The following is a 20,762-nucleotide window of genomic DNA, read 5'->3' as shown; positions in this document are numbered from 1 at the left end:
CTAGAGCCATTGGGTTCGGCATCACTATCAGCAGCGCGCCACTACCACCCTACCCTCTTCCACTTGTGCCTGCGATTGCTGGCCAGGTGTCCTGAAAGGAGCAGCGATGAAGCGAACAATCGTGCTGTTAGTGTTCATGGTCGTGGTGTCTGCGCTCGCCGCAACAGCTCAGACCTACGGATCGTCAACTTCAAACCAGAGCAGCCAACCCCAGACAAGCCAGTCGCAAAGCACGGCTGGGCAGACAGGCGCTATGGGACAGGCTGGTACTGCTCAGAGCAACGTTCTGGAAGGATGCGTAGTCCAGGCCGAGCGCGACTACTATATCCAGCCAATCGGCGGTGGCGACCGCGTGAAGTTGAGCGGGGGGCAGGACATGAGTTCTCATGTGGGCCAGCATGTCCGCCTGGAAGGAACAACGCAGAAGGGATCATCAGCAGGCGAAAGCTCAAGCGCCGCCAGTACGGGCGCGGCGGGTACCACAGGGGCTCCGTCGAAGGCTATGACGGCATTCGAGGTGACCCGGGTGGATATGATCTCGCAAACCTGCCCAACCAGCAAGGCCCCGCAGTACCCGCAGTAGTTGCTGAAATGCAAAGGGCGCAGCATAGTGCTGCGCCCTGTTTCAGTCGCGAGAATTGCGCTCAGGCGTTGTGCATGGTTCCGAGTTGAGTGACAAGGGAATCGATCTGCGCCTGGAGCAGATTGCGGATCGATAGCATCCCGAGCAGCTTCCCGTTCTCGTCCGCGATAGGCAGATGCCGATGGTGAGCGTTGACCATCACGGCCAAAGCATCAGCCGGAGATATGTCAGCCGTGGCCATGACGACGGCTGTCGTCATCACATCGCCGATGGGAGTCGCCGAAGCATCGCGACCGCTCAATACCATCTTGCGCATCACGTCGCGTTCGGTAAAGATTCCCGCAATTACGTTATCGTCATCGACAACAGCAACGGCGCCGACCCCAAGTTCGAGCATAGCGCGAACCGCGTCTGCAACCGTGGCCGATAGCGGCACGGATGCCGGGTGTTCATCGCAAAGCGATAAGACATTCATATCAGTGCACTTCCTATTCTCTCGTTGGCCGATAACCGCCCAGGAACCTTGGCATACTTCTGCCTTCGCTCCGTATGCGGAGAAGCGCTGAAAGATTTGTAATTATGCACCGTCTGGGTCGATGCTGACTACACTGCTGCTGGAATAAGTACAGAAGACGGCACGGCCCTATTCGCCGATGTATGCATCAACCTCGATCTCGACCAGCATCTCGGGTGAAACCAATGCGCTGACGGCGACAAGCGTGGCTGCCGGGCGAATGTCGGCGAAGAACTCACCGTGGGCGCGGCCAACTTCTTCCCAACGCGAGATGTCCGTCACAAAAGTTCGCGTACGCACGACCTGCTGGAGGGAGGCTCCGGCACGAACGAGTGCGCTCTCCACATTTCGCAGCGCCTGCACAGCCTGGGCATAGGCATCGCCTGGAGCGACGATTTTGCCGTCTGCTCCCGTCGCCGTTGTGCCGGCCACATGTACGTAGGAGCCAACGCAAACAGCTCGAGAATAGCCAACCACGGACTCCCAGGGCGCACCGCTTGAGATGTTTCGCCTCTGCATGATCCCTCCCAGGAAAGCCTGACATTATTGCAGATCGGGTAATTCGTAAAATTGCAAATCGGTAATTTGTAATCTGGTAATTCGAAACAAAACAGCAACGGTTTCGAGTTTCCGTTGCTCCAATAGCCGGTGACATCGAGTTCAAATTCCTCGATTCCCCGATTCCACATTTCCCGATATTGGCGTTGCGCGCCTTTCCAGCAACCATTATGCATGCGCCTGCCTTCCAATCACTAACCCCTGGCCGAGAGAAAGCGAGAAGTGACGGCGACCGCGCCACAGATACTTTGCGTCATGAGATGCGGCGAGCCCAGGTGGAGGGACTTGGATGGAATCAATTACTGAATCTCATCCTTTACGGCAGTTGTTTGCCCAACTGGTCGAAGCGCATTTCGATCGTGACTTGGGCCTGCGCGACCCGGCGCTGAAGGGCTATGTAGCCAATATGCTGACGGACTTCTGCAACACTGAGCAGTTGTACAAGATTCGAAATGCCACGGGACGGCCGTTGCATGACGTTGGCGAAATGCTGCTCGAGTCAAACCCGGTGTACGGCGACGCGCCTTCGTTCGATCGCGAACGGCAGGTGCGAAAACATATTGGCGACTACACGCTATTTTTTGCGGGGATATTCCCGGAGAGCATCAATCATCTTCGCTTGCGGCGACAGCGTCTGGAGAACTTCATCGACTGGATGAAGGCCGGCAAGGAGAGTTACTACATCGTTTCGAAGTTCGAGCACTTCGAATACAAAAAAGTAGCGCCGCTGTTTGCGAAGCTCTCACGCGAGTTTGAAGTCTGCGTCTTTGGGCTGAACATGGTGAAAAACGATCTTGCTGAACTGCAGCATCCGATCGTGCGCCGGGCAGACGAGATTGTGATGTAGTCAGCTGCTGCGCTGCTTAGCTTCAAACTCTCGACAGCTCAAGTAACGGAACTGCCTCAGCTAACAGCAGCTCAGAAAAAGCTTAGCAGCTCAGGCGCTCAGCAGCTCAGCAGCTCCTCCTGATCCACCTCTACGCGATAGAAACTTAATGAGCTTTCGCCTTGATCGAGGCGTCGATAGCGTTTGATTGATGCGCGTCCTTCCCCGGGATCAAAGCGCTTGTCGTGTTCGGCAATCACGATGCTCGAAGGCCTCAGCAACTCGGAAGTGGATAGCACGCGGAGCACCTGCTCGTACGCACCTTGCATCGCGTACGGCGGATCGAGGAAGCAAACGTCGCAACGCACCCCCGCTGCCGAAAGGCGTCCGATGGCGGGAACGACTTCCCGTTCCTGAACTTCCGCTCCGGCGCTGATGCCGAGTACGCGTAGGTTTTCACGAATCAGGTTTGCTGCCTTGCGGTTGGACTCGACGAAGTAGGCCATGGAAGCGCCACGGCTCAGGGCTTCGATTCCTATCGAACCGGTGCCGGCAAAGAGATCGACGAACACCGCGCCCTCCAGCTTCCCGCTGGAAGCCAGAATGCTGAAGAGCGTTTCCCTGAGCCGGTCGTAAGTCGGCCGTGTGTCAAGTTCAGGTAAAGATTTTATTTGGCGGCTGCGATACTTTCCTGCGATGACTCGCATCGTCGATGAGAACTCCCTCTGATTCTCTCTGCTCACTTTACACTCGGCGGAGGCGAGGAGAATCGGCAAACGGCGTTCGAACGTCTAAGGTATAGAGAGGGGCTTCGCTCCCGGCTCAAAAAGCTGGGGCGTAGAATCAAACTGAAGGCGGCTGGGAACGCCGCGGAGGACGGAATCGTACAACCATCGATGAGAAATTGGTCCATTTCGGCAGGGCGGATTTTCGGGATTGACCTGCGGATACACCTGACTTTTGCTTTCCTGTTGCTGTTCGTGTGGGTAACGGAATCGGCGACGTCGGGAGCCCGCGGAGCAGCGCGCGGATTGGCGTTGGTAGCCATCGTGTTTGGCAGCGTAGTGCTGCACGAACTAGGACACGCGATTGTTGCGCTGTCGAGCGGCGTCGGCGTGCGCTCCATCGTGCTGCTGCCTATCGGCGGCGTCACGGTGATGGACGACGAATCCCTGCGCAAGCCGAACCCTAGGCGCGACATACGGATTGCTGCGGCCGGTCCGGTCGTCAACTTGCTCATTGCAGCGTTTGTTGGCAGTGCGATCCTGTTATTTTCCGAAGTAGATTTGTTGGCGCGTCCGTTCGTGCACTCCGGCAATCTGCCAAGAAGTCTCTTCTGGGCGAACCTTTTCCTGGGAGCCTTCAACCTGCTCCCGGCCTACCCGATGGATGGCGGGCGCGTTCTGCGGGCTTGGTTCGCGGAACGCATGGACTACCTTCGCGCGACGCGGCGCGCGGTAACGGTCGGCCAGGTTTTCGCGATGGCATTCATCCTGGTGGGCGCGGTCGCCAATACGTGGTTGATGCTGATTGGCGTGTTCCTCTTCTTCGGTGCGCAACTTGAGGATCGCTCCGTGGTATTCCAGTCCGTGCTGGAAACGGTGCGGATGGAAGACGTGATGCTGACGGATTTCCGGACGCTCTCCCCGGCGGACACCTTGGAAGATGCACTGCACAAGGCGGTGCACTCGTTGCAAGATGACTTTCCGGTGGTGCGCGGCAGCGACCTGGTCGGCGTGATTTCGCGGCAGGGCATCATGGAGGCTTTGCGAAGCGACGGAAACAGCTATGTTCAGGGTGCGATGAACCGCGTGTTCCAGGTGGCGAATCGGTCGGAGACTCTGGCATCCGTGTTTAAGAAAGTCGGACAGAAAGGCCTGTCGTTGGTGCCGGTAGTGGACGAAGACCATCTCGTAGGCATCGTCACGCTACAAAATTTGATGCACAGTATGGCTCTGCTTGCAGAAACCCGTAAATTGCGTCGCGAGATCGTGGAAGGATAAATAGAATAGTTCGAACCAATATATACCGGCGGGCCCAATTCAGTTTGCTGACACACTAGGGCGTCATGTCGACCGGAGCGCCGAAGGCACGAAGTGGAGACGCCTTGTGTTTGTGGGCGCGGAAACACAAGGTGGTTCGATTACCGCGGTGTCAGCAGTCTCGGCCCGCATTATCGCGGGCCTTTTCTATTCCAATAACTTCAAAGTTTGGTAGTCCACGGGAGCGGCCGAAGCGAGGCGTGATCCGGAAAAGTACAGGACCAGGCCGGATGCGCGGTCCTGCGGCTTACGGATGATGAGGAGCCCGTCGCCATCTGGTTCTGTGGCTGGACGGTTCACCCATGCTGTGTTGCGGAATGCAGACTTGGGGACTCGAGCGATGGCGCCGATGTATGGGTACGTTATGTCGTAGCGGTTCTCGCCGCCGGTGACGATCACCACTCTGCGCTCACCTTTTTCGCCTACGAGAAGATACGCAGTGTCGTGCGCCGGGCCGTCATGGTCGTAGCTGCCCTGCGCGCGTCCGTTGGTCTTAATCCCAAAGCTGCGCAGCCACGCAGCAGCGTCGGGCTCCAGTTCAGAGTCGATGGCCACGTGCCATTTGTTTACGCCGGAGATCCGGAGTGCGTCGATCGGCGTGACGCCATTTGGCGGTGCCTCGCCGACGATGTCCGCCAACGGAGTTTCTGTTGGCGTCCTGCTGGCCGTAATGACGCCCACGAGAGCGGCGATGGTGCCGACGAGGATAGCCGTACGCAGCGCCAGGCGACGTTCGCGGCGCACTGGCTTGACCTGTAAGCGGTCGGCTCCGGGCATCCTGCCGAGTTCCGAGGCGAGCGCCGCTAGTTCCTCGAAGTGATCGAGTATGTGCCGTAGCGTGTAGGGCGCAGGGATCGCCAGTTCGCTCAGTTCAATCCCACCGTTGGCGACGGTAATGTATGTATTCGAAGAGCAGCAGATCTTTTTCAGCAGCGCCATTGCCCCACGGCTGGACAGCAACATCTTGGCCTGAGTGGGATGGTCGGAGCGGGTAACGAAACGCGCATCGAACATGTCGTCCGGCGTGCGCACCAGGACGCGTCCTTCTGTCGCGCTTGCGCCCTTGGGGACGATGCTCATGGTGAACGTCGCGGGCGCATTGACGCGTATGTTCATGCCGGGCGTGTTCTCGCCATACGAGAAGCGAATGACGGCAGGCAGGCGGCCTAGTTCGCCGCTGACGACCAGGTCCTCGCCGTCGCGGAAGAGTTCGCCATTAAGTTTCTTGGCGAGCGTACGCGCTTCGGCGGCGTAACCCTGATGTCCGGCATACATTCGGCGGTCGCGGAAATACGCGAGAAATGCGCCGACGAATGCGACGGAACAGATGATGAGCAACGAGGTCGCGAGTGGCGAAAGGGATCCCATAAAGTGCTGCAGTTCCGTTTGCGGAATGCGCACAGAACGCGAATTCGCGATGCGTGCTCTTCCGAAAGCGGAGCTTGGCTTTGGGCCGCATCATATCCCGCTCCGGCGGCAGAGGCAACCAAGTTCCCGGACGGGGTAGCCTTCGTATAATCTTGTCCCTATGAGCATGGTCGAACGAATTCAGACGGACATGATTGCCGCGATGCGCAGTAAGGAAGAGCTGAGGCTCTCTACGTTGCGCATGATGAAGTCGGCGATTAAGAACAAAGAGATCGATAAACGCGCGCCGCTTGAAGACAGCGAAATCGTGCAGGTGCTGAGCACGATGGTGAAGCAGCGCAAGGATTCTATCGAGCAGTTCACGAACGGCAATCGGCCGGAACTGGCGCAGAAAGAGGCTTTGGAAATCGATATCATAGAGGCCTACATGCCGAATGCTGTCGGCGCAGAGGAGATCGTGGCGGCCGTGAAAGCGACGATCGCAGAGATGGAATCGCCGACAATGAAGGACATGGGCACCGTCATGAAGAACACGATGGCGAAGTTCGGCGGCGCGCGCGTCGATGGGAAGATCGTGAGCGAAACGGTCAAGAAAGAGCTCGCCGGGAAGTAGGATCTGTGCGCGTGATGTACTGCCGGACAGGGGCTTTCGTTACCCGGCCGGGAGTGAGGGTTTGGCTGATCTGTTGATTGCGACGGCACCACGGCGGTGCCGCCGCCACGGAATCGCGATAGAGTAGGCCCATGCATTCGCGCCTGTTATTGGTCCTTCTGGTTGTTTCTCTCCTCACGACGCTTCCTTACGCTCAGCAGTTGGAGGCCTCCGCGCCTGACCAGGCGATGCCTAACTTGATGAAAGTGTTCGCACGAGAGTTCGGCGAGAGCTACAAGATGGTGCCCGGACTGGCTGCGCTGACCGCCGACTTTGACGGTGATGCTGTGGAGGACGCTGCTCTCGCCGTCACCGGAGACAACCCGTTGGCGACTGCGGCGGGACGCGGCTTCAAGGTGATCGATCCCTACAATTCCTATTTTGGATACGGGAACCCCAAGCTCACGTCAGCCTTCTCCGCGGAGCCCGGCGTGCCGAAGTACATCCTCATTCTGCATTCGTGGCGCGAGGCCACGCCGAAGTCGAAATTCGCGGTCGTCAACCTGCCCTTCAAGAAGATTTCGCTGGGCAGTGTGTTGGTGAAAAAGAAGCCCGTTGCTTCCATCACCGCCGAGGAGAGCGAGGGGTTAATGTCGGCGCTGTTCTGGGATGGGAAGAAATATCGCTGGGAAGCGCTGGGGATGGGGCAGTAGGACAGCCCGCGTAAGTACATAGTTTGAACAGCAGACCCTTCGCTGCGCTCAGGATGACCTGCGTTTGCAAACGGCTTTTGTTCAGCCGCCTGTTGCCGCACGCGAGGCCGCCGCCATTGCCGCCCGGCATCTCTCCTTCGCACATGATCCAAATCACTGGTTCGTGGTTATAATCGCCCGCATGAATCTGGAGCAGAAGCTCGCTGAATTGAAGCGTCGTGATTCCTTGGCTGAAGCAGGTGGCGGCGAAGAGCGCCGGGCCCGTGAACACAAACTCGGCAAGATGACGGCGCGTGAGCGCGTAGAGTTCCTGCTGGACGAGGGCACCTTCGAAGAGACCGACAAGCTGGTGACGCATCGCTGCACGGACTTCGGCATGGACCAGCAGAAGTACTACGGCGACGGAGTCATTACCGGTTACGGACGAGTCGAAGGACGACTGGTCTTCGTCTTTGCGCAGGACTTCACGGTCTTCGGAGGCTCGCTCTCCGAGACGAATGCCGCGAAGATCGTCAAGATTATGAATATGGCGATGCGCGTCGGCGCGCCGGTTATCGGCCTCAATGATTCCGGTGGAGCGCGCATCCAGGAAGGCGTTATGTCGCTGGCCGGCTACGCCGACATTTTCCTGCGCAACACGCTGTCGTCCGGAGTGATTCCGCAGATCTCGGCCATTATGGGACCGTGCGCGGGTGGCGCGGTGTATTCCCCGGCAATTACGGACTTCACGCTGATGGTAGACAAAACGTCCTACATGTTCATCACCGGACCGGACGTCATCAAGGCAGTCACGCACGAAGAGGTGACGAAGGAAGAACTCGGCGGCGCCGTGACGCACAACTCGGTTTCCGGCGTGGCGCACTTCCTGGCGCACGACGATGCCGAGTGCCTGTCGATAATTCGCGAGATGCTCAGTTTCATGCCCTCGAATAATTTGGAAGATCCGCCGCGAAAGGCGTGCACGGATCCAATCGACCGCGCGGACGAGGCGCTGGACACGATCATCCCGACTGAGTCGAACAGGCCATACGACATCAAGGACGTCATCACGCGCATCGTGGATGACGGCGACTTCTTCGAAGTGCAAGAGCACTGGGCGAAGAACATCGTCATCGGTTTCGCACGATTCAACGGCAAGCCCGTCGGAGTGGTGGCGAACCAGCCGGCGATGCTGGCCGGCGTGCTCGACATCAATTCCAGCATCAAGGGCGCGCGCTTCGTGCGCTTCTGCGACTGCTTCAATATCCCGCTGGTCACGTTCGAAGATGTGCCAGGCTTCCTACCCGGAGTGCAGCAGGAGCATGGCGGCATTATCGTCCATGGCGCGAAGCTGCTGTACGCGTTCGCCGAGGCCACGGTGCCGAAGGTGACGATCATTACTCGCAAAGCGTATGGCGGTGCGTACTGCGTTATGGCCAGCAAGCACATTCGCGCCGACGTGAACTACGCCTGGCCGACGGCGGAGATCGCCGTCATGGGGCCCGAGGGTGCGGTCAACATCGTTTACAAACGCGATCTGGAGAAGGCCGGGAAAGAGGGCGTGAACGGATCGCAAGGCGAAGAGGCGGTAGCGAAAGCCCGCAGCGAAAAAATCGAGGAGTTCCGCGACCGCTTTGCGAACCCCTACGTCGCCGCAGAGCGCGGTTACCTCGATGCGGTCATCCGTCCCAGAGATACACGGCGCAAAATCATTCAGGCGCTTGAGATGCTGGAGACGAAGCGCGACAAGAATCCGCCGAAGAAGCACGGGAACATACCGCTGTAAGGCCTGGTCAGTAGCCGGTTGCCAGCGGTCAGTAGCCAGATGCCAGTTGCCGGTTAATGCGAAGATCGCATGTAGGCTGCGCAGTTTGCGGCTCGCGACTCGCCACCACCTTCGGAGCAGCACCCGATTCTCATTGCGCTGGAAGCCAACTGCTGTCGTAATGGCATCTTGCACCCCGTTTCGCGGTGGTGCTGATCCAGGAGGCTTTCTATGTCGGAATACGGTTTCGCGCGCACGCCGCAGGTTATCAACGTTAGCGGCGCTTCGGCGCTTCGCGCAATGGGCACGCTGATCGGTGTCGTACTGCTTATCGTTCTTATCTGGGCGTCGATTGCCTATGTGCCTTCCGGCCATGTCGGAGTGCTAACCATCTTTGGCCGCGTCACCGGGGAGGTGCTGCCGGAGGGTACGCATTTTGTGAACCCCTTCAAGGTGAACAATAAGCTGTCGGTACGTACGCAGACGCTGAAGGAGACGGCGAGCGTGCCGTCGAACGAGGGTTTGATTATCGCCCTCGATACTTCGCTGCTGTACCGGTTGGACGCGAGCCGCGCCGCAGACGTCTTCCAGAAGGTCGGACCTCACTACGGCGACGTCGTTGTGGAGCCGAACCTGCGGTCCACGATCCGCTCCGTCACCTCAATGCACACGGCCAACGCGCTGTATAGCGGCGAACGCGAAAAGGTGGCGCAACAGATGTTGACCGAGCTTTCGGGCGAGTTGGCGAAGCGGGGGATCATCGTGGAGAACATCCTGCTGCGCGACATCCAGCTGCCGCCGACACTGAAGGTTTCCATCGAGCAGAAGCAACAGGCCGAGCAGGAATCGCTGGCGATGAGCTTCCGTCTGCAAAAAGAAAAGCAGGAAGCCGAGCGCAAGCGCATTGAGGCACAGGGCATTCGCGACTTCCAGCAGATCGTGGCGCAAGGCATCAGCCCGCAACTGCTCGAGTGGAAAGGCATTGAAGCAACAGAAACGCTCGCCAAGAGTCCGAACGCAAAGATAGTCGTGATCGGCGGCGGCAAGAGTGGACTGCCGCTGATTCTGGGGCAGTAGGGGTCGGCGGCCGGTTGCCAGTTGCCGGTAAAAGCGGCAAGTTGCCCAGATGTAGGTTGCCTGTAAGGCCGAACGACATTCGTTTGCTCTCTGGCCGAAGTGCGCGATTTCAATGCGCCTTTCTCCGGCACTGGCAACTCGCCACTGGCAACTGGCCACTGCCTACTGGCAACTGGCAACCGGTAACTGCCTACTGCCAACTGGTAGCATAACGACGTGAGCCCACTGCTTGATGTTCGCAACCTGACCGTGACCTTCCCTTCGTCGCAGGGACGGGTTGCCGCTGTGCGCGACGACAGTTTCCAAATCGACAGCGGGGAAGTACTGGGTCTTGTCGGCGAGTCCGGTTCGGGCAAGTCGGTGACATCGCTGGCAATTATGCGGTTGCTGGTGCCGCAGGCGGGTGTTACCGGCGAGATCGTGTTTGACGGTCGCGACCTGTTGACGCTCTCGCCAGATGAGATGCAGCAGGTCCGCGGCGAACGCATCAGCATGATCTTCCAGGAGCCGATGACGGCGCTGAACCCGGTCATGCGAATTGGCGACCAGGTGGCCGAATCCGTGCTGGCGCACACCGTCGATGGCAAGCTCGTTGCCAAGCAGGAAGCTTCGCAGCGAGCTGTCGCGGCGTTGAAGGATGTCGGCATTCCGGAGGCCGAGCGGCGCGCGCGAGACTATCCGCACCAGTTTTCGGGAGGTCAGCGGCAGAGGGTCATGATTGCCATGGCGCTCGTAAATCGTCCGCAGTTGCTGATCGCCGATGAGCCGACGACGGCGCTCGATGTGACGATTCAGGCGCAAATCCTGGATTTGCTGGCGGAATTGCGCGAGAAGTATCGGCTGGCAATGCTGTTCATCTCGCACGACCTGGCGGTGGTGTCGCAGGTCTCGCATCGCATTGCGGTGATGTACGCGGGAGCCATCGTGGAGTTGGGGCCGTCGGCAGCGGTCTTTCACGAGCCCGTCCATCCCTACACGAAGGGTCTACTGAATTCCGTGCCAACGCTGAAAACAGATCGTTCGCGGCCGTTGCGGACGATTGATGGCTCTGTGCCATCGATTGGACAGCTACCAAAGGGCTGCGCCTTCGAGCCGCGTTGCCATTGGCGCGAAGAGTTGTGCACCACCGCTCTTCCGGCACTGGTCGAAGTGAGCGAGGGGCACTGGGCGAGGTGCCCAGTCCTGGGCTCTGCGCGTCTAAGCCAGAGAGATTGAACGCCGCAGCTGACGTTAAGTAGCTTTGCGCAGCTTCTCGAACGGCACATTCAGCACCGGATACTTGTCGAAATCCTTGTAGTCGAAGTGCCACCACTCGAATTCGTACACGGCGAATCCTTGCTTCTGCATCTCCGTTCGGAGCAGGTCGCGCAGGCGTCGCTGCTCTGCGGTTCCGCCGGCGTAGCTGGGATACGCGCGTTCGCTCATCTCATCGTAACCGCTTGGCATCTCGACCGCTTTGCCGGTCTTCAGGTTGTAGAGCGTGAGGTCGACGGCACATCCGCGGTTGTGGCGCGAGCCGGTCTTGGGATCGGCGACGAACTTATGCAGGCTCTCCGGCGTCGCTTGCCAGAACATCCAGGTCACATACCAGGGGCGGTAGGCATCGTGAATGAGCAGTCCGTAGCCCTGCTTGTGCAATTCGCGGTTGGCGCGGACGAGGGCGTCTGCGGCAGGACGCTGTAAGAAGGCGCGCGCCTCGTTGTACATCGGCGTACTCAGGAAGTTGTTCTTCGTGGCGTAACGTATGTCGAGCTTGATGGTAGGGTCGAGCGTCACCAGTTCCACCAGGTCGGGCTTGCGGAGATCGCCGCTTTGCGGTGGCGGCTCTTGCTTCAGCGCCTCGCGCCTCAACTCCTCGACCGGACGTACGGGCTGAATACGGAAGTCAGCAGCCGACCCCTGAGTCTGGGCGACCATCGGAACACGGATGCTGCCGATGCTCAGCAGCAGGATCAGGGCGAGTGCATATCGCTTCATCACGGCGGAAAGCTTACAACGGGGTGGCAATTGCGTGCACGGGCAGAGGGTGCCTCGGTTCCGACCGCGTGTTTCGACCAGTATTCCGATTGCCCTTCCGACCGGCGTTCCGACCCAGCGCTCGGAACCAGCGTGATAGACCGCAGTCATGCAGACGATGGCTGCTTCGAATCTGTGCAGAGGCTATAATGCTCGCCCTAGGTGAGGCTACGCCGTGCGCCTGCTCGTCATTAGCGACATACACTCGAATCTGGAAGCGCTTCAGGCGTGCCTGGAAGTCGCTCCGGAGTACGACCGCGTGGCGAACCTTGGCGACCTCATCGGCTATGGCGCCAGTCCAAACGAGGTGATCGAGACGGCGCGAGAGCTGAGCGGCATCGTCGTGCGCGGCAATCACGACCGCGCATGCAGCGGTCTCATCGATATCCGCAACTTCAATCCCATCGCAGGCACCGCGGCGCTATGGACGCGCAGCATGCTCCATGCTGAAAATCTGCTCTGGATACGCAAACTGCCGCAGGGGCCATTGCGCTCAGAGGATTTACCCGGCGTGCAGTTCGTTCATGGTTCACCGATGGACGAGGATGAGTACATAATGAACAGCCTCGCTGCGCGTGACGCGCTCGACCTGGTGGATACGCCCATCACCTTCTTCGGGCACACTCATATACAGGGGGGCGCAGCACTGACAAATCGAGATTTGCTTGCGGTGACGTTGCAGTGGGAGTCGCGAAAGACGCTGGAGCAGTACACGGTGCAGATCGACGGCGCAGCACGATACCTGATCAATCCAGGCTCGGTCGGCCAACCGCGTGACGGCGACTGGCGCGCGGGATTCGCCGTGTACGATTCCGATGCAGCCACCGTGACGTTCTACCGCGTGCCATATCCGATCGACCTGGCGCAGCATCGCATCATTGCCGCCAACCTTCCGCCGAGACTGGCGTCCCGCCTGCGCGAAGGCCGCTGATAAGTTACACTCGCCCTTTATGCCATTCCGTCGCGCACCATTTAGAACGAAAAGCAGTCATGACGCTCCCGGGTTATTTGGGGAACGCAGTGCTCAGCGGCCTGAAGCCGCCGAACCCGCAGGCAAAGAGTGGAGCGGCAAAGACGCGCTTCTGGCGCACATCGATGGCGGTGCGCGCGGCAATCCCGGCCCGGCCGGATACGGCGTTTACATACAGGACGCCACCGGCAAGAAGGTGGCCGAACTTAGCGAATACCTTGGCCACCAGACGAACAACTTCGCCGAGTACTCGGGGCTGGTCGCCGCGCTTGAGTATGCGATCCAGCATGGCTACAAGACGCTGAAAGTCGTCAGCGACTCTGAGCTGATGGTGAAGCAGATACGCGGCGAGTACAAGGTGAAGAGCGAATCGCTTGCGCCGATCTACGCCGAGGCGAAAGAGTTGATCCGCAAGCTGGATTCGTTTTCCATCCGCCATGCACTGCGCGAGCAGAACAAGGATGCCGACCGGCTTGCGAATCTGGCCATGGATCGGGGCACGGGACGTGCCCCCGCTGCTCTGTCGAAACCTGCGCCGGCCCCTGACGGTGGGCCGGCCCTTTGCGAGGTGGAAGGCGTGGTGCGCGACGGAGTTGTCGAGTTCACCGCCGAAGACCTGCCCAACGGAACGCGCGTACGAATACGCCCCGTACGGTAAAGCTAGTGGATCGTGATTGTAGAGCCAGGGGATAGTGATTAGTGAATCTCGGCCCACCCGCCACCCGCCTGCTCCAACAACTACGGGAGACACGTGCCGTTCGGGACCAGAAGTCCTGTACTCTGCGTCGATGGAGTGGCCGACACCGGTCCCAACGGAGTGGTCAGGTCTTTAATGGAGATGTCTGTGTATGTGGCGCAAACCAAACGTTGCCTTTGACCCGAAGGACAGGAGAAATCCGGTCCCGGCGGAGACAGCGTCACGCTTCCGACGATCGAACCATTTTTCCCGGAATTGAATGGGGTGGGCGGGCTTTGAACCGTGCCCGGCCCTGTTTTGTTTGCAGCTTCGGGCGTATTGCCGCTCTTTGTGAAGCACTGGTAAGTAGCGGTGGCGATGGCACTACCCTGGTAAAGAATGGTTTCATCGTCGCCTAGGCCAGCTTCTTTAAATGTAATCACCACATTGGCACCGCTGAGACCTGACTCGACGCGGATGAAGTGGGCGCTTGCCGCCAACATCGCAATAGCGGTGCCAAGCAACAGTCCCAGCGCTGCAACACTTTTAAGTCGCTGCATCTTGTTTCCTCTTTCTCTCGCTTGCGTCTTAACGACGCAGATCAATTTGTTGGGGGGCCCTATCGGGAGTCACGCGCTAAGTTGGGAAGAATACGAGGCAATCGTATGGCCACAAACACGGCGTTGCCATTCAATGTCCGTGTCTGCCATGAGGTGAATAAGCATAGAGGCGTATAGCTGCGCACCTAAGTGGAATGCGACGTGAATGCAGGTTCCTATAAAGAGAACAACAGAAATACGAGAAGGTCGTAGCTTACATTGTGAGGCGGGTGGCTCAAGCTAAAGTGTGGGATGTAGAACACTGCTGAGGGTGCCCCGTCCCAGCTTTGCTAGGGCGGGATAGCTACTGCACGCGAAGATTGTCGGGCCGCTCCCACATTTGTTCGAAGTTACGCCGGAAGGCGTTCACCTGTAGCGGGTCGGCCGTGTAGTGCGCGTTGTTGTCCTGCCGCTTTAGCCCCGTTGGAGACCAGTTCGCGCTGCCGTCGCGCAGGACTCTGCCGTCTGTGAGGAACGCTTTCAGGTGCATGAGTTCGTGGCTGTTTTTCACGCGCACCTGGATGTTCTTTTGACCAGCGAACAAGGCCGTGGTGGATGGCTTTCCGCGCTCCGAAAAGCGTCTTTGCTCGTCCTCGAATTGCTGGTGATCGCGGTAGATGCGAATCTCGACGCCGCGCTCGGCCAGGTCGACCAGGGCGTCGGCGATGTACGTGTCGGTGAAGGCGTACATTGCAATATCAATCGACTGCTGGGCTTCGCCCAATCGCGCCAAATCCAGTCGCTCGAGATTGTCGCCGGGCGAGTAGCGAGTCTCGGCGGTGAGGGAGCCCGACTCCGCTACGGAACTCAGTTCACGGACGCTGGCCGGTCGTTGCGAGACACCCCAGTAAGCGAGTCCGCTAACGCAGATAACGACCAGCAGGACGAGTTGGCGCGCACGCTTCAATGGGCGCTCACTTGCGTCGCTTGGCCAGACGACGGCGGCTACCGGGCGTTTGCTCCGTGAAGTGCTCCCACCCCTGCGGCTCGAGTTCGGTGGTATAGCCGTTATCCTCTTCCAGCAGCATCTCGCGGTCGTCGGTTATGTAGCCGATATGGGTAATGGTGACGCCCGCAATTTCCTTCGGCACGCGCCGTCCTTGCGGAGAGGTGAAGAGTAGCTGGTACTCGTCTCCGCCGTGCAGGGCAAAGGCCCGGTCCACCTCGTGGCGACCCAGGATGGCACAGGGAACGGCGCTGCCATGCACGACTGCGCCGACTTCGCTCTCAGCGCAGATGTGCGAGAGGTCGGTCGAGAGTCCGTCGCTGATGTCGATCATGGCCGACGCCAGTTGCTTCTCGCGCAGGTAGCGCGCGACCGCGAGTTGTGGCTGCGGATAGAAGTGAGCAGGATAGAACTTCGGGCGGAATCGCTTCTTCGGATTCGCGAACATCTGCTCAAGCAGTGCCGCAGACGCGCCGAGTTCGCCGGTGACGAAGATGCGGTCGCCGGCCTGGGCGGTCGAGCGCAGGATGGCTTTGCCGGAGGGAACTGAGCCAACGACTGTGATGTCGGCCAGCACGCCGGAAGGCGACTGTGCGATATCGCCGCCCGCCAGTGGAATGTGAGCCGTGGCGGCAAGCGCGTGCATTCCCATAAAAAACGCGTCAACCCATCGATTGGGTGTGTTGGCCGGGAGAGCCAATGAGAGGAAGGCCGCGACCGGATCTCCGCCCATGGCGGCTATGTCGCTTAGGCCACGGGTGAGGCAGCGGTGGCCGATGGCCTCGGCCGGGTGCCATTCGCGGCGGAAGTGCACGCCTTCAAGGCTGAAATCCGTGGTGACGAGCGTGTCCAACCCGCTTGGCAGGCGGAGCACGGCGCAATCGTCGCCAATGCCGGTTACAAGGTGAGCGCCGGTGTTGCCCGCCATGGTCGCCCTTTTGCTGGCGCCACGCGAGCGCTGTCGAATTTCTGCGATGAGTTCTTTTTCCGTTTTCAACAAAGCGGAACAACTATAACGGATGGCCACTTCGGAGTGAAACGTCGTGCTTGGATTGCTGCTCCTGCAATCGCCCGGCAGGAGCGGAACCGACTTAAAAAATCGACGGGACGGTGTACAACTGGTACACTCGAACATTCACCTAAGTACCAGTTGTTCAGGACGTAACCGGTTGACACCGCGAAATCTGCTTTGTTAAGGTTTGCGGGCTGCTTCTCTACTCCTCTGGCCGAGGAAAATGGACGGTCCATTCGCTCCGTCCTGCTGTAGTTGTCACGGCGAGCTTGCGAGTTCGCCCGGCCAGCGCGCCTCCACTACCGAGGACAAGGCCACCGCAGTTCAGGGTTGCGCCCGCTCGGCGAGGCGATCCTATTTAGGAGTTCTTTTTGCGCAAGCGTTTTTACATACTGTTTGTTGCCCGCGATTCGGAAGGGCAGTTGCGCAAAATTCCGATACCCATCCACTATCTCTACGTGTTTCTGGCCGGTGCGCTCATCGGCATGTTTTCCATTACCGGCATGGCGGGCTCTTACACTCGCATGCTGATGAAAGTTTCGCGCTTTAACGAGCTGCGTACCGAGAAAGACCAGATCAAGAACCAGTACTCGCAGCTCGAGCAGGTCTCCAAAGAAAAAGATATCCAGGTTGCCTCGCTGGGTTCCATCGCGAGTGAAGTCTCCACTCTCTACGGATTGAAGGCCGATTCGAAGCTGGCGCCCGGTGTGACGGAAATCCATGCTGAGGAGTTCCGCGCATCGCTGGATCAGTTGTATGCGCTTCGCAAGTCGGCGCTGACGGGCGTAGCGACTGCCGGGCTCGGCATGGGAGTTGGCGGCCGCGTGGCAACGCTTTCAGATTGGGTTCGCGCTTCGGCTGCGCCAACGCTTTGGCCCGTTGAAGGCCGTGTGACCAGCTCCTTTGGTGAGCGAATTGATCCCTTCAACGGAGAAGGTGCGTTCCATAGCGGCGTTGACATATCGACCGCTTATGGCCGAGCTATCCTTGCTCCCGCCGACGGCATCGTCCTGTTCGCTAATTTCATGAGCGGCTACGGACGGTTGGTGAAGATCGATCACGGACATGGTGTGAGCACACGCTTCGGACACCTTTCCGGGTTCGCCGTAGCCTCTGGGCAGGGCGTGCGTCGCGGACAGGTCATCGGATACGTAGGAGCCAGCGGACGCGTGACCAGCGCCCACCTGCATTATGAAGTCCGCATTCATGACACGCCGGTGAATCCGTCGAAGTACCTGCGCACCTCGCACGCCGCAAAGTTCGATACCGGCGGTTAGGCACCAAAGTCAGTCAACTCACAAAAGCCATTTCAAATTCAGCCTGCAAGTCATCTGGTTTGCAAGTCATCTAGAGAGCTTGCAAGTCATCGAGAGAGTACGTGTCATTCTGAGGTCGCGCCCTCTTCTGACGCGGGAAGGATCTGCTGTTCGACAGGCAGGAAGCAGGTATCCTTCGCTTCGCTCAAGATGACTCTCCACCTTGGCATGCCGCACAGGATGCGTCACTGAGTCATCTGCAATTGAAGATGTCAGGTGTAATTCGCAATTGAAAATGCCGGAGCTGCTCGCTCCGGCGTTTGCCTTGTGCACGTGCTGGGATGGATGCGGTTAATGCTGTGGCTTCCTCTCGGCGGGCACTTTTTCGGGCGTGTGCTGGTCAGTTTTGGGCGACGGCGCAGGCTGCATTGTGAGTTCCGCTGGCGGTTCCGACAGGAGCTTTTTGAAGAACGCTATTGGAATTGACGCCGTGATAATAGCGCGTTCCTTTTCGCGATCAACCTTCAAGCTATCGAAGACGGCCTTCACGTCTGGATCCGAGCCGGAGGTCTGCATGTTCCCTTCAAGTGCGCGGAAGATGCCGAGGAACGTGCTCGCCTGGTCCGCGAATTTGTTGGCATCCTGTTCGTCTTTCGCAAACAGCTCTGCCCTGGCATGAATATTTCCGGTGAATCGGGCGGAGACAACGAGTACGCTCGGCGTCGGCACGAAGACGCTGAACCCGCCGGGCAGTTCCGCTTTCACATCGCCTTCGAATTTGCTGATGCCCCAGACCGGACTTGCGAGTGGCACATCCTTGTAGTGATCGCTCAGCAGTTCTGGTCCAGCGAAGGGAAGCGCGACGTGCTTGTAGCGATCGATCATGCCATGGATCACAGAGCCATCCTCAACGTTGGAGCCCGCGACGGTATCGACGCCAAGAATGGCGACACGAACGGTGCGATCCTCCACCGGAATGCTGAAAATCTCTGTGTCGCGGTAACGCTCGGTGCTGCGGCTCAGTTTGCGAAGGTAGTTCGATACGCGCTGGGCGTCGAAGCGTCCGATGAATATCTCGGAATAGCGAGCGCTTCCGGAGCGAATCGCGCCTGTGCTGGTTCGACGATGCTGGACGAAAGCTGCCTGGTCGAGATCGCGCTCGAACTGGAAGCCGGTTTCCCTTACGAACTGCTCATATTCCGGCTCCCGTGCCGCCGCTTGTTTGTCGCCGAACCCGGTGAGAAGACGGAAGGTTTTGAGGTTAACAAAAATGACCGCCTCGCCATCAGGCAGCAGGCGAGCTGGTTCTGGGGCGCCACGGCGGCGCAAGAAGATGGCAACAGCGACGGCCGCCACAATTACGACGACTACGCCAAGGACGATGAGCTTTCGGGTTCGACTTCTCATGAATGAAGGTGATTCTGTTCAGAAAATCGCCGCGTAGCATATAGCCATCCGACTGTGTTTCCGGTAGAATCACTTGTGGAGTCGCATCATAGCACCCCGCGTATGTGGGATGCCTCGCAGAATCTTGTGCAGTCCCCAAGACCAGGACAGGAGCAGCGAGACGAATGTGACGTGGCGCGGCCAGCGCCCAAGGCCACTGGAAAGTAATGGTATCTTCATCGGCAACAACTGTGAGCGGGAGCTCCGGTTGCACGCGAAGTTCCGTTGTGCTAACCTTTCCACTTCGCCCGTGTTACGGGTACTTTTTTTAACTGCTGGCGTAGCTCAGCTGGTAGAGCATCTGATTTGTAATCAGAGGGTCGGGGGTTCAAATCCCTTCGCCAGCTCCAGTTCGACAACCGGTGCGCTAGCGGATGCGCACAGGAACGGATCCACGTACGGCGCGCAGCTCTCCTAAGAGAAGCACTCCAGTAGGGTCTTCTAGATTTCGTGCGGAAGTATGTTCGCACGAGCGTGAGATTTCTCCGCAGTTTAGTAACGGTCACTCGCTGTGCGTGCGCGGGCCTGTTCTTTGAAACGTTGCGTGCAGGTCCGGCAGTCGGCGCTGAGTGCGCGATTCGGACGTGTGGTTTTGAATGTGCACAGGTGGCCGAGTGGTTAATGGCAGCAGACTGTAAATCTGCCGCTCTATAGAGCTACGGAGGTTCGAATCCTCCCCTGTGCACCAGTATTTTCCGGGCGAGTGGAGGCTGTAGTCTGCGTGCCGGATGCAATGCTCTACAGCAATAGGAATGCGCGGTTTGGCAACTACTCGGCTCTACAAGGTGCTAACGGTTTACGCGGTGCTGGCAGTCCTTGAATGGACGACGCTGACGGATGAGGCAATCCCGTTCGGGGGGAACTTCGAGGCGAGTCCGCGAAAGCTTGCGCTGACGATTTTGGCCGTTTTGGTCGTGCTGACGCTTATGGCTTTCTGGAAAGAGCGGGCGAGAGCCAGGCTCGAGAGCAGCGATTCTGGTACGAATTGAATTAGGCGCGCGGCAGTTCTTTTTGTGTTTGGTAGTGGAGGCAGGCGGGAGTAACTCAGTGGTAGAGTCACAGCCTTCCAAGCTGTTGGTCGCGGGTTCGATTCCCGTCTCCCGCTCCAGAGTTTAGGTTTTCATCGCGATTTGCGCGATGAGTATGCGGGCCGATGTAGCTCAGTTGGTAGAGCACTCCCTTGGTAAGGGAGAGGTCACCGGTTCAATCCCGGTCATCGGCTCCATAGATTCGGCCAGCAACAATCAGTCAGCGGAGAGTCGCTGTCTGGTTGTTTGTTCTTTGACGACGGCACTGTAGATACATCCTTGCGGAAGACGGACGAATGTCTCAGTCAGAGTTCCAACAGGCCGGGATTGAGATTCAGAACAAGGCGCAGTTTGGTGAACTGCGGGGCTCGCTTCGGAGAGTTTTTGCTTCGGGGCAAGTCGAGCGGTTTCTGAAGTTGTTGGAGCGGAAGGGTGTGGGTATCCGCGATTTCGACGCGGTGCTCGCCAGGGGCGTGCTGGAGCAGGTCGATGAAGTGCTCGGCAACTCCAGTGCGACGGCGCATTCGCTGTATGAAGCGCTGACGGTCGCCGACAAGGGCCAGATGCGCGAGTTCTACCTGACGCAGTTAGAAGTCGTGGACGAAAGTCTGCGAGAAAAGTTCGCAAGAATTTACCGTTCTTACTAAGGCATAAGGCAATGGCGAAAGAGAAATTTGACCGCAGCAAACCGCACGTGAACGTTGGGACGATTGGGCACATTGATCATGGCAAGACGACGCTGACGGCGGCGATCACGAAGGTTCTGGCGAAGCACAACCCGAACATCAAGTTCCGG

The 20,762-nt window shown here is 58.7% G+C and carries 23 protein-coding genes and 4 tRNA genes; 18 read left to right on the top strand and 9 right to left on the bottom strand.

Annotated features, from left to right (window positions below):
* Nucleotides 1-106 precede the first annotated feature (106 nt).
* Complete coding sequence (locus VN622_07900) at nucleotides 107-583, top strand: hypothetical protein (protein HWR35771.1); 477 nt, start codon at nucleotides 107-109, stop codon at nucleotides 581-583.
* Nucleotides 584-644: 61 nt separating this feature from the next.
* On the opposite strand, the gene VN622_07895 is transcribed toward VN622_07900, so the two are convergent.
* Nucleotides 645-1,058: a CBS domain-containing protein gene (locus VN622_07895; GenBank protein ID HWR35770.1), complete on the bottom strand. Its 414-nt coding sequence runs from the start codon at nucleotides 1,056-1,058 to the stop codon at nucleotides 645-647.
* A gap of 168 nt (nucleotides 1,059-1,226) precedes the next feature.
* A complete protein-coding gene (locus VN622_07890; GenBank protein HWR35769.1) occupies nucleotides 1,227-1,616 on the bottom strand; it encodes a RidA family protein in 390 nt (129 codons plus the stop codon).
* 328 nt (nucleotides 1,617-1,944) lie between these two features.
* Here VN622_07890 and VN622_07885 point away from each other — a divergent pair, with 328 nt between their 5' ends.
* The gene (locus VN622_07885) at nucleotides 1,945-2,502 is read left to right on the top strand and encodes a hypothetical protein (GenBank protein ID HWR35768.1); all 558 of its coding nucleotides are present in this window, start codon (nucleotides 1,945-1,947) and stop codon (nucleotides 2,500-2,502) included.
* 98 nt (nucleotides 2,503-2,600) lie between these two features.
* Here the strand turns inward: VN622_07885 and rsmD are convergent, their stop codons facing one another.
* Nucleotides 2,601-3,224 carry a 16S rRNA (guanine(966)-N(2))-methyltransferase RsmD gene (rsmD, locus tag VN622_07880; GenBank protein HWR35767.1) on the bottom strand — a complete coding sequence of 208 codons (624 nt, stop codon included), beginning with the start codon at nucleotides 3,222-3,224 and terminating at the stop codon, nucleotides 2,601-2,603.
* A gap of 153 nt (nucleotides 3,225-3,377) precedes the next feature.
* Between rsmD and VN622_07875 the strand changes: the two genes are divergently transcribed.
* Entirely contained in the window at nucleotides 3,378-4,484 is a 1,107-nt protein-coding gene (locus VN622_07875) for a site-2 protease family protein (GenBank protein HWR35766.1), read from the top strand.
* Nucleotides 4,485-4,670: 186 nt separating this feature from the next.
* Here VN622_07875 and VN622_07870 read toward each other — a convergent pair whose 3' ends face one another.
* The gene (locus VN622_07870; GenBank protein HWR35765.1) at nucleotides 4,671-5,891 is read right to left on the bottom strand and encodes a hypothetical protein; all 1,221 of its coding nucleotides are present in this window, start codon (nucleotides 5,889-5,891) and stop codon (nucleotides 4,671-4,673) included.
* A gap of 160 nt (nucleotides 5,892-6,051) precedes the next feature.
* Between VN622_07870 and VN622_07865 the strand changes: the two genes are divergently transcribed.
* The 5 genes from VN622_07865 (at nucleotide 6,052) to VN622_07845 (ending at nucleotide 11,232) form a co-directional block, all read left to right on the top strand.
* Nucleotides 6,052-6,504 carry a GatB/YqeY domain-containing protein gene (locus VN622_07865; protein HWR35764.1) on the top strand — a complete coding sequence of 151 codons (453 nt, stop codon included), beginning with the start codon at nucleotides 6,052-6,054 and terminating at the stop codon, nucleotides 6,502-6,504.
* Between the two features lie 131 nt (nucleotides 6,505-6,635).
* Complete coding sequence (locus VN622_07860; protein ID HWR35763.1) at nucleotides 6,636-7,196, top strand: hypothetical protein; 561 nt, start codon at nucleotides 6,636-6,638, stop codon at nucleotides 7,194-7,196.
* A 181-nt stretch (nucleotides 7,197-7,377) separates the two neighbouring features.
* Nucleotides 7,378-8,961, top strand: coding sequence for an acyl-CoA carboxylase subunit beta (locus VN622_07855; protein HWR35762.1), 1,584 nt, complete (start codon nucleotides 7,378-7,380; stop codon nucleotides 8,959-8,961).
* 210 nt (nucleotides 8,962-9,171) lie between these two features.
* Nucleotides 9,172-10,017: a prohibitin family protein gene (locus VN622_07850; GenBank protein HWR35761.1), complete on the top strand. Its 846-nt coding sequence runs from the start codon at nucleotides 9,172-9,174 to the stop codon at nucleotides 10,015-10,017.
* 216 nt (nucleotides 10,018-10,233) lie between these two features.
* Nucleotides 10,234-11,232 (top strand): ABC transporter ATP-binding protein, encoded by a 999-nt coding sequence (locus VN622_07845; protein ID HWR35760.1) that lies wholly within the window; start codon nucleotides 10,234-10,236, stop codon nucleotides 11,230-11,232.
* A gap of 15 nt (nucleotides 11,233-11,247) precedes the next feature.
* On the opposite strand, the gene VN622_07840 is transcribed toward VN622_07845, so the two are convergent.
* Nucleotides 11,248-11,994: a M15 family metallopeptidase gene (locus VN622_07840; protein HWR35759.1), complete on the bottom strand. Its 747-nt coding sequence runs from the start codon at nucleotides 11,992-11,994 to the stop codon at nucleotides 11,248-11,250.
* Between the two features lie 214 nt (nucleotides 11,995-12,208).
* Here VN622_07840 and VN622_07835 point away from each other — a divergent pair, with 214 nt between their 5' ends.
* Together VN622_07835 and VN622_07830 are read left to right on the top strand one after the other, a co-directional pair.
* Complete coding sequence (locus tag VN622_07835) at nucleotides 12,209-12,964, top strand: metallophosphoesterase family protein (protein ID HWR35758.1); 756 nt, start codon at nucleotides 12,209-12,211, stop codon at nucleotides 12,962-12,964.
* A 19-nt stretch (nucleotides 12,965-12,983) separates the two neighbouring features.
* Nucleotides 12,984-13,661, top strand: a complete 678-nt coding sequence (locus VN622_07830) for a ribonuclease HI family protein (protein HWR35757.1) — start codon at nucleotides 12,984-12,986, stop codon at nucleotides 13,659-13,661.
* An 80-nt stretch (nucleotides 13,662-13,741) separates the two neighbouring features.
* Here the strand turns inward: VN622_07830 and VN622_07825 are convergent, their stop codons facing one another.
* The 3 genes from VN622_07825 to thiL form a co-directional block, all read right to left on the bottom strand.
* The gene (locus VN622_07825) at nucleotides 13,742-14,239 is read right to left on the bottom strand and encodes a hypothetical protein (protein ID HWR35756.1); all 498 of its coding nucleotides are present in this window, start codon (nucleotides 14,237-14,239) and stop codon (nucleotides 13,742-13,744) included.
* 343 nt (nucleotides 14,240-14,582) lie between these two features.
* The gene (locus VN622_07820; GenBank protein ID HWR35755.1) at nucleotides 14,583-15,185 is read right to left on the bottom strand and encodes a phospholipase D-like domain-containing protein; all 603 of its coding nucleotides are present in this window, start codon (nucleotides 15,183-15,185) and stop codon (nucleotides 14,583-14,585) included.
* Between the two features lie 7 nt (nucleotides 15,186-15,192).
* Nucleotides 15,193-16,152 (bottom strand): thiamine-phosphate kinase, encoded by a 960-nt coding sequence (thiL, locus tag VN622_07815; GenBank protein HWR35754.1) that lies wholly within the window; start codon nucleotides 16,150-16,152, stop codon nucleotides 15,193-15,195.
* A gap of 455 nt (nucleotides 16,153-16,607) precedes the next feature.
* Between thiL and VN622_07810 the strand changes: the two genes are divergently transcribed.
* On the top strand, nucleotides 16,608-17,513 hold the full coding sequence (locus VN622_07810) for a M23 family metallopeptidase (GenBank protein ID HWR35753.1): 906 nt from the start codon (nucleotides 16,608-16,610) through the stop codon (nucleotides 17,511-17,513).
* A 330-nt stretch (nucleotides 17,514-17,843) separates the two neighbouring features.
* Here VN622_07810 and VN622_07805 read toward each other — a convergent pair whose 3' ends face one another.
* On the bottom strand, nucleotides 17,844-18,899 hold the full coding sequence (locus VN622_07805; protein ID HWR35752.1) for a hypothetical protein: 1,056 nt from the start codon (nucleotides 18,897-18,899) through the stop codon (nucleotides 17,844-17,846).
* Nucleotides 18,900-19,212: 313 nt separating this feature from the next.
* Between VN622_07805 and VN622_07800 the strand changes: the two genes are divergently transcribed.
* The 7 genes from VN622_07800 to VN622_07770 all read left to right on the top strand — a co-directional run.
* Nucleotides 19,213-19,288, top strand: a tRNA-Thr gene (locus VN622_07800).
* A gap of 250 nt (nucleotides 19,289-19,538) precedes the next feature.
* Nucleotides 19,539-19,626: transfer RNA gene (locus VN622_07795), tRNA-Tyr, on the top strand.
* Nucleotides 19,627-19,699: 73 nt separating this feature from the next.
* Nucleotides 19,700-19,927 (top strand): hypothetical protein, encoded by a 228-nt coding sequence (locus VN622_07790; protein HWR35751.1) that lies wholly within the window; start codon nucleotides 19,700-19,702, stop codon nucleotides 19,925-19,927.
* 44 nt (nucleotides 19,928-19,971) lie between these two features.
* Nucleotides 19,972-20,046: transfer RNA gene (locus tag VN622_07785), tRNA-Gly, on the top strand.
* Nucleotides 20,047-20,087: 41 nt separating this feature from the next.
* Nucleotides 20,088-20,163: transfer RNA gene (locus VN622_07780), tRNA-Thr, on the top strand.
* Nucleotides 20,164-20,262: 99 nt separating this feature from the next.
* Complete coding sequence (locus VN622_07775; GenBank protein HWR35750.1) at nucleotides 20,263-20,613, top strand: hypothetical protein; 351 nt, start codon at nucleotides 20,263-20,265, stop codon at nucleotides 20,611-20,613.
* A gap of 11 nt (nucleotides 20,614-20,624) precedes the next feature.
* Nucleotides 20,625-20,762: GTP-binding protein (locus tag VN622_07770; GenBank protein ID HWR35749.1), on the top strand; the 138-nt coding region annotated here is incomplete at its 3' end.

The organism is Clostridia bacterium, from assembly GCA_035561135.1.
GTDB lineage: Bacteria > Acidobacteriota > Terriglobia > Terriglobales > Acidobacteriaceae > DATMYA01.
This window is presented reverse-complemented; position numbering and strand designations above follow the sequence as displayed.

Excerpts from the sequence above, each read along its gene's own strand:
- thiL (HWR35754.1), bottom strand. The coding sequence starts at position 16,152 with ATGGCGGGCAACACCGGCGCTCACCTTGTAACCGGCATTGGCGACGAT.
- VN622_07830 (HWR35757.1), top strand. The coding sequence starts at position 12,984 with ATGCCATTCCGTCGCGCACCATTTAGAACGAAAAGCAGTCATGACGCT.
- VN622_07840 (HWR35759.1), bottom strand. The coding sequence starts at position 11,994 with ATGAAGCGATATGCACTCGCCCTGATCCTGCTGCTGAGCATCGGCAGC.
- VN622_07895 (HWR35770.1), bottom strand. The coding sequence starts at position 1,058 with ATGAATGTCTTATCGCTTTGCGATGAACACCCGGCATCCGTGCCGCTA.
- VN622_07890 (HWR35769.1), bottom strand. The coding sequence starts at position 1,616 with ATGCAGAGGCGAAACATCTCAAGCGGTGCGCCCTGGGAGTCCGTGGTT.
- VN622_07860 (HWR35763.1), top strand. The coding sequence starts at position 6,636 with ATGCATTCGCGCCTGTTATTGGTCCTTCTGGTTGTTTCTCTCCTCACG.
- VN622_07775 (HWR35750.1), top strand. The coding sequence starts at position 20,263 with ATGTCTCAGTCAGAGTTCCAACAGGCCGGGATTGAGATTCAGAACAAG.
- VN622_07825 (HWR35756.1), bottom strand. The coding sequence starts at position 14,239 with ATGCAGCGACTTAAAAGTGTTGCAGCGCTGGGACTGTTGCTTGGCACC.
- VN622_07870 (HWR35765.1), bottom strand. The coding sequence starts at position 5,891 with ATGGGATCCCTTTCGCCACTCGCGACCTCGTTGCTCATCATCTGTTCC.
- VN622_07885 (HWR35768.1), top strand. The coding sequence starts at position 1,945 with ATGGAATCAATTACTGAATCTCATCCTTTACGGCAGTTGTTTGCCCAA.
- VN622_07900 (HWR35771.1), top strand. The coding sequence starts at position 107 with ATGAAGCGAACAATCGTGCTGTTAGTGTTCATGGTCGTGGTGTCTGCG.
- VN622_07850 (HWR35761.1), top strand. The coding sequence starts at position 9,172 with ATGTCGGAATACGGTTTCGCGCGCACGCCGCAGGTTATCAACGTTAGC.
- VN622_07805 (HWR35752.1), bottom strand. The coding sequence starts at position 18,899 with ATGAGAAGTCGAACCCGAAAGCTCATCGTCCTTGGCGTAGTCGTCGTA.
- VN622_07865 (HWR35764.1), top strand. The coding sequence starts at position 6,052 with ATGAGCATGGTCGAACGAATTCAGACGGACATGATTGCCGCGATGCGC.
- VN622_07875 (HWR35766.1), top strand. The coding sequence starts at position 3,378 with ATGAGAAATTGGTCCATTTCGGCAGGGCGGATTTTCGGGATTGACCTG.
- VN622_07855 (HWR35762.1), top strand. The coding sequence starts at position 7,378 with ATGAATCTGGAGCAGAAGCTCGCTGAATTGAAGCGTCGTGATTCCTTG.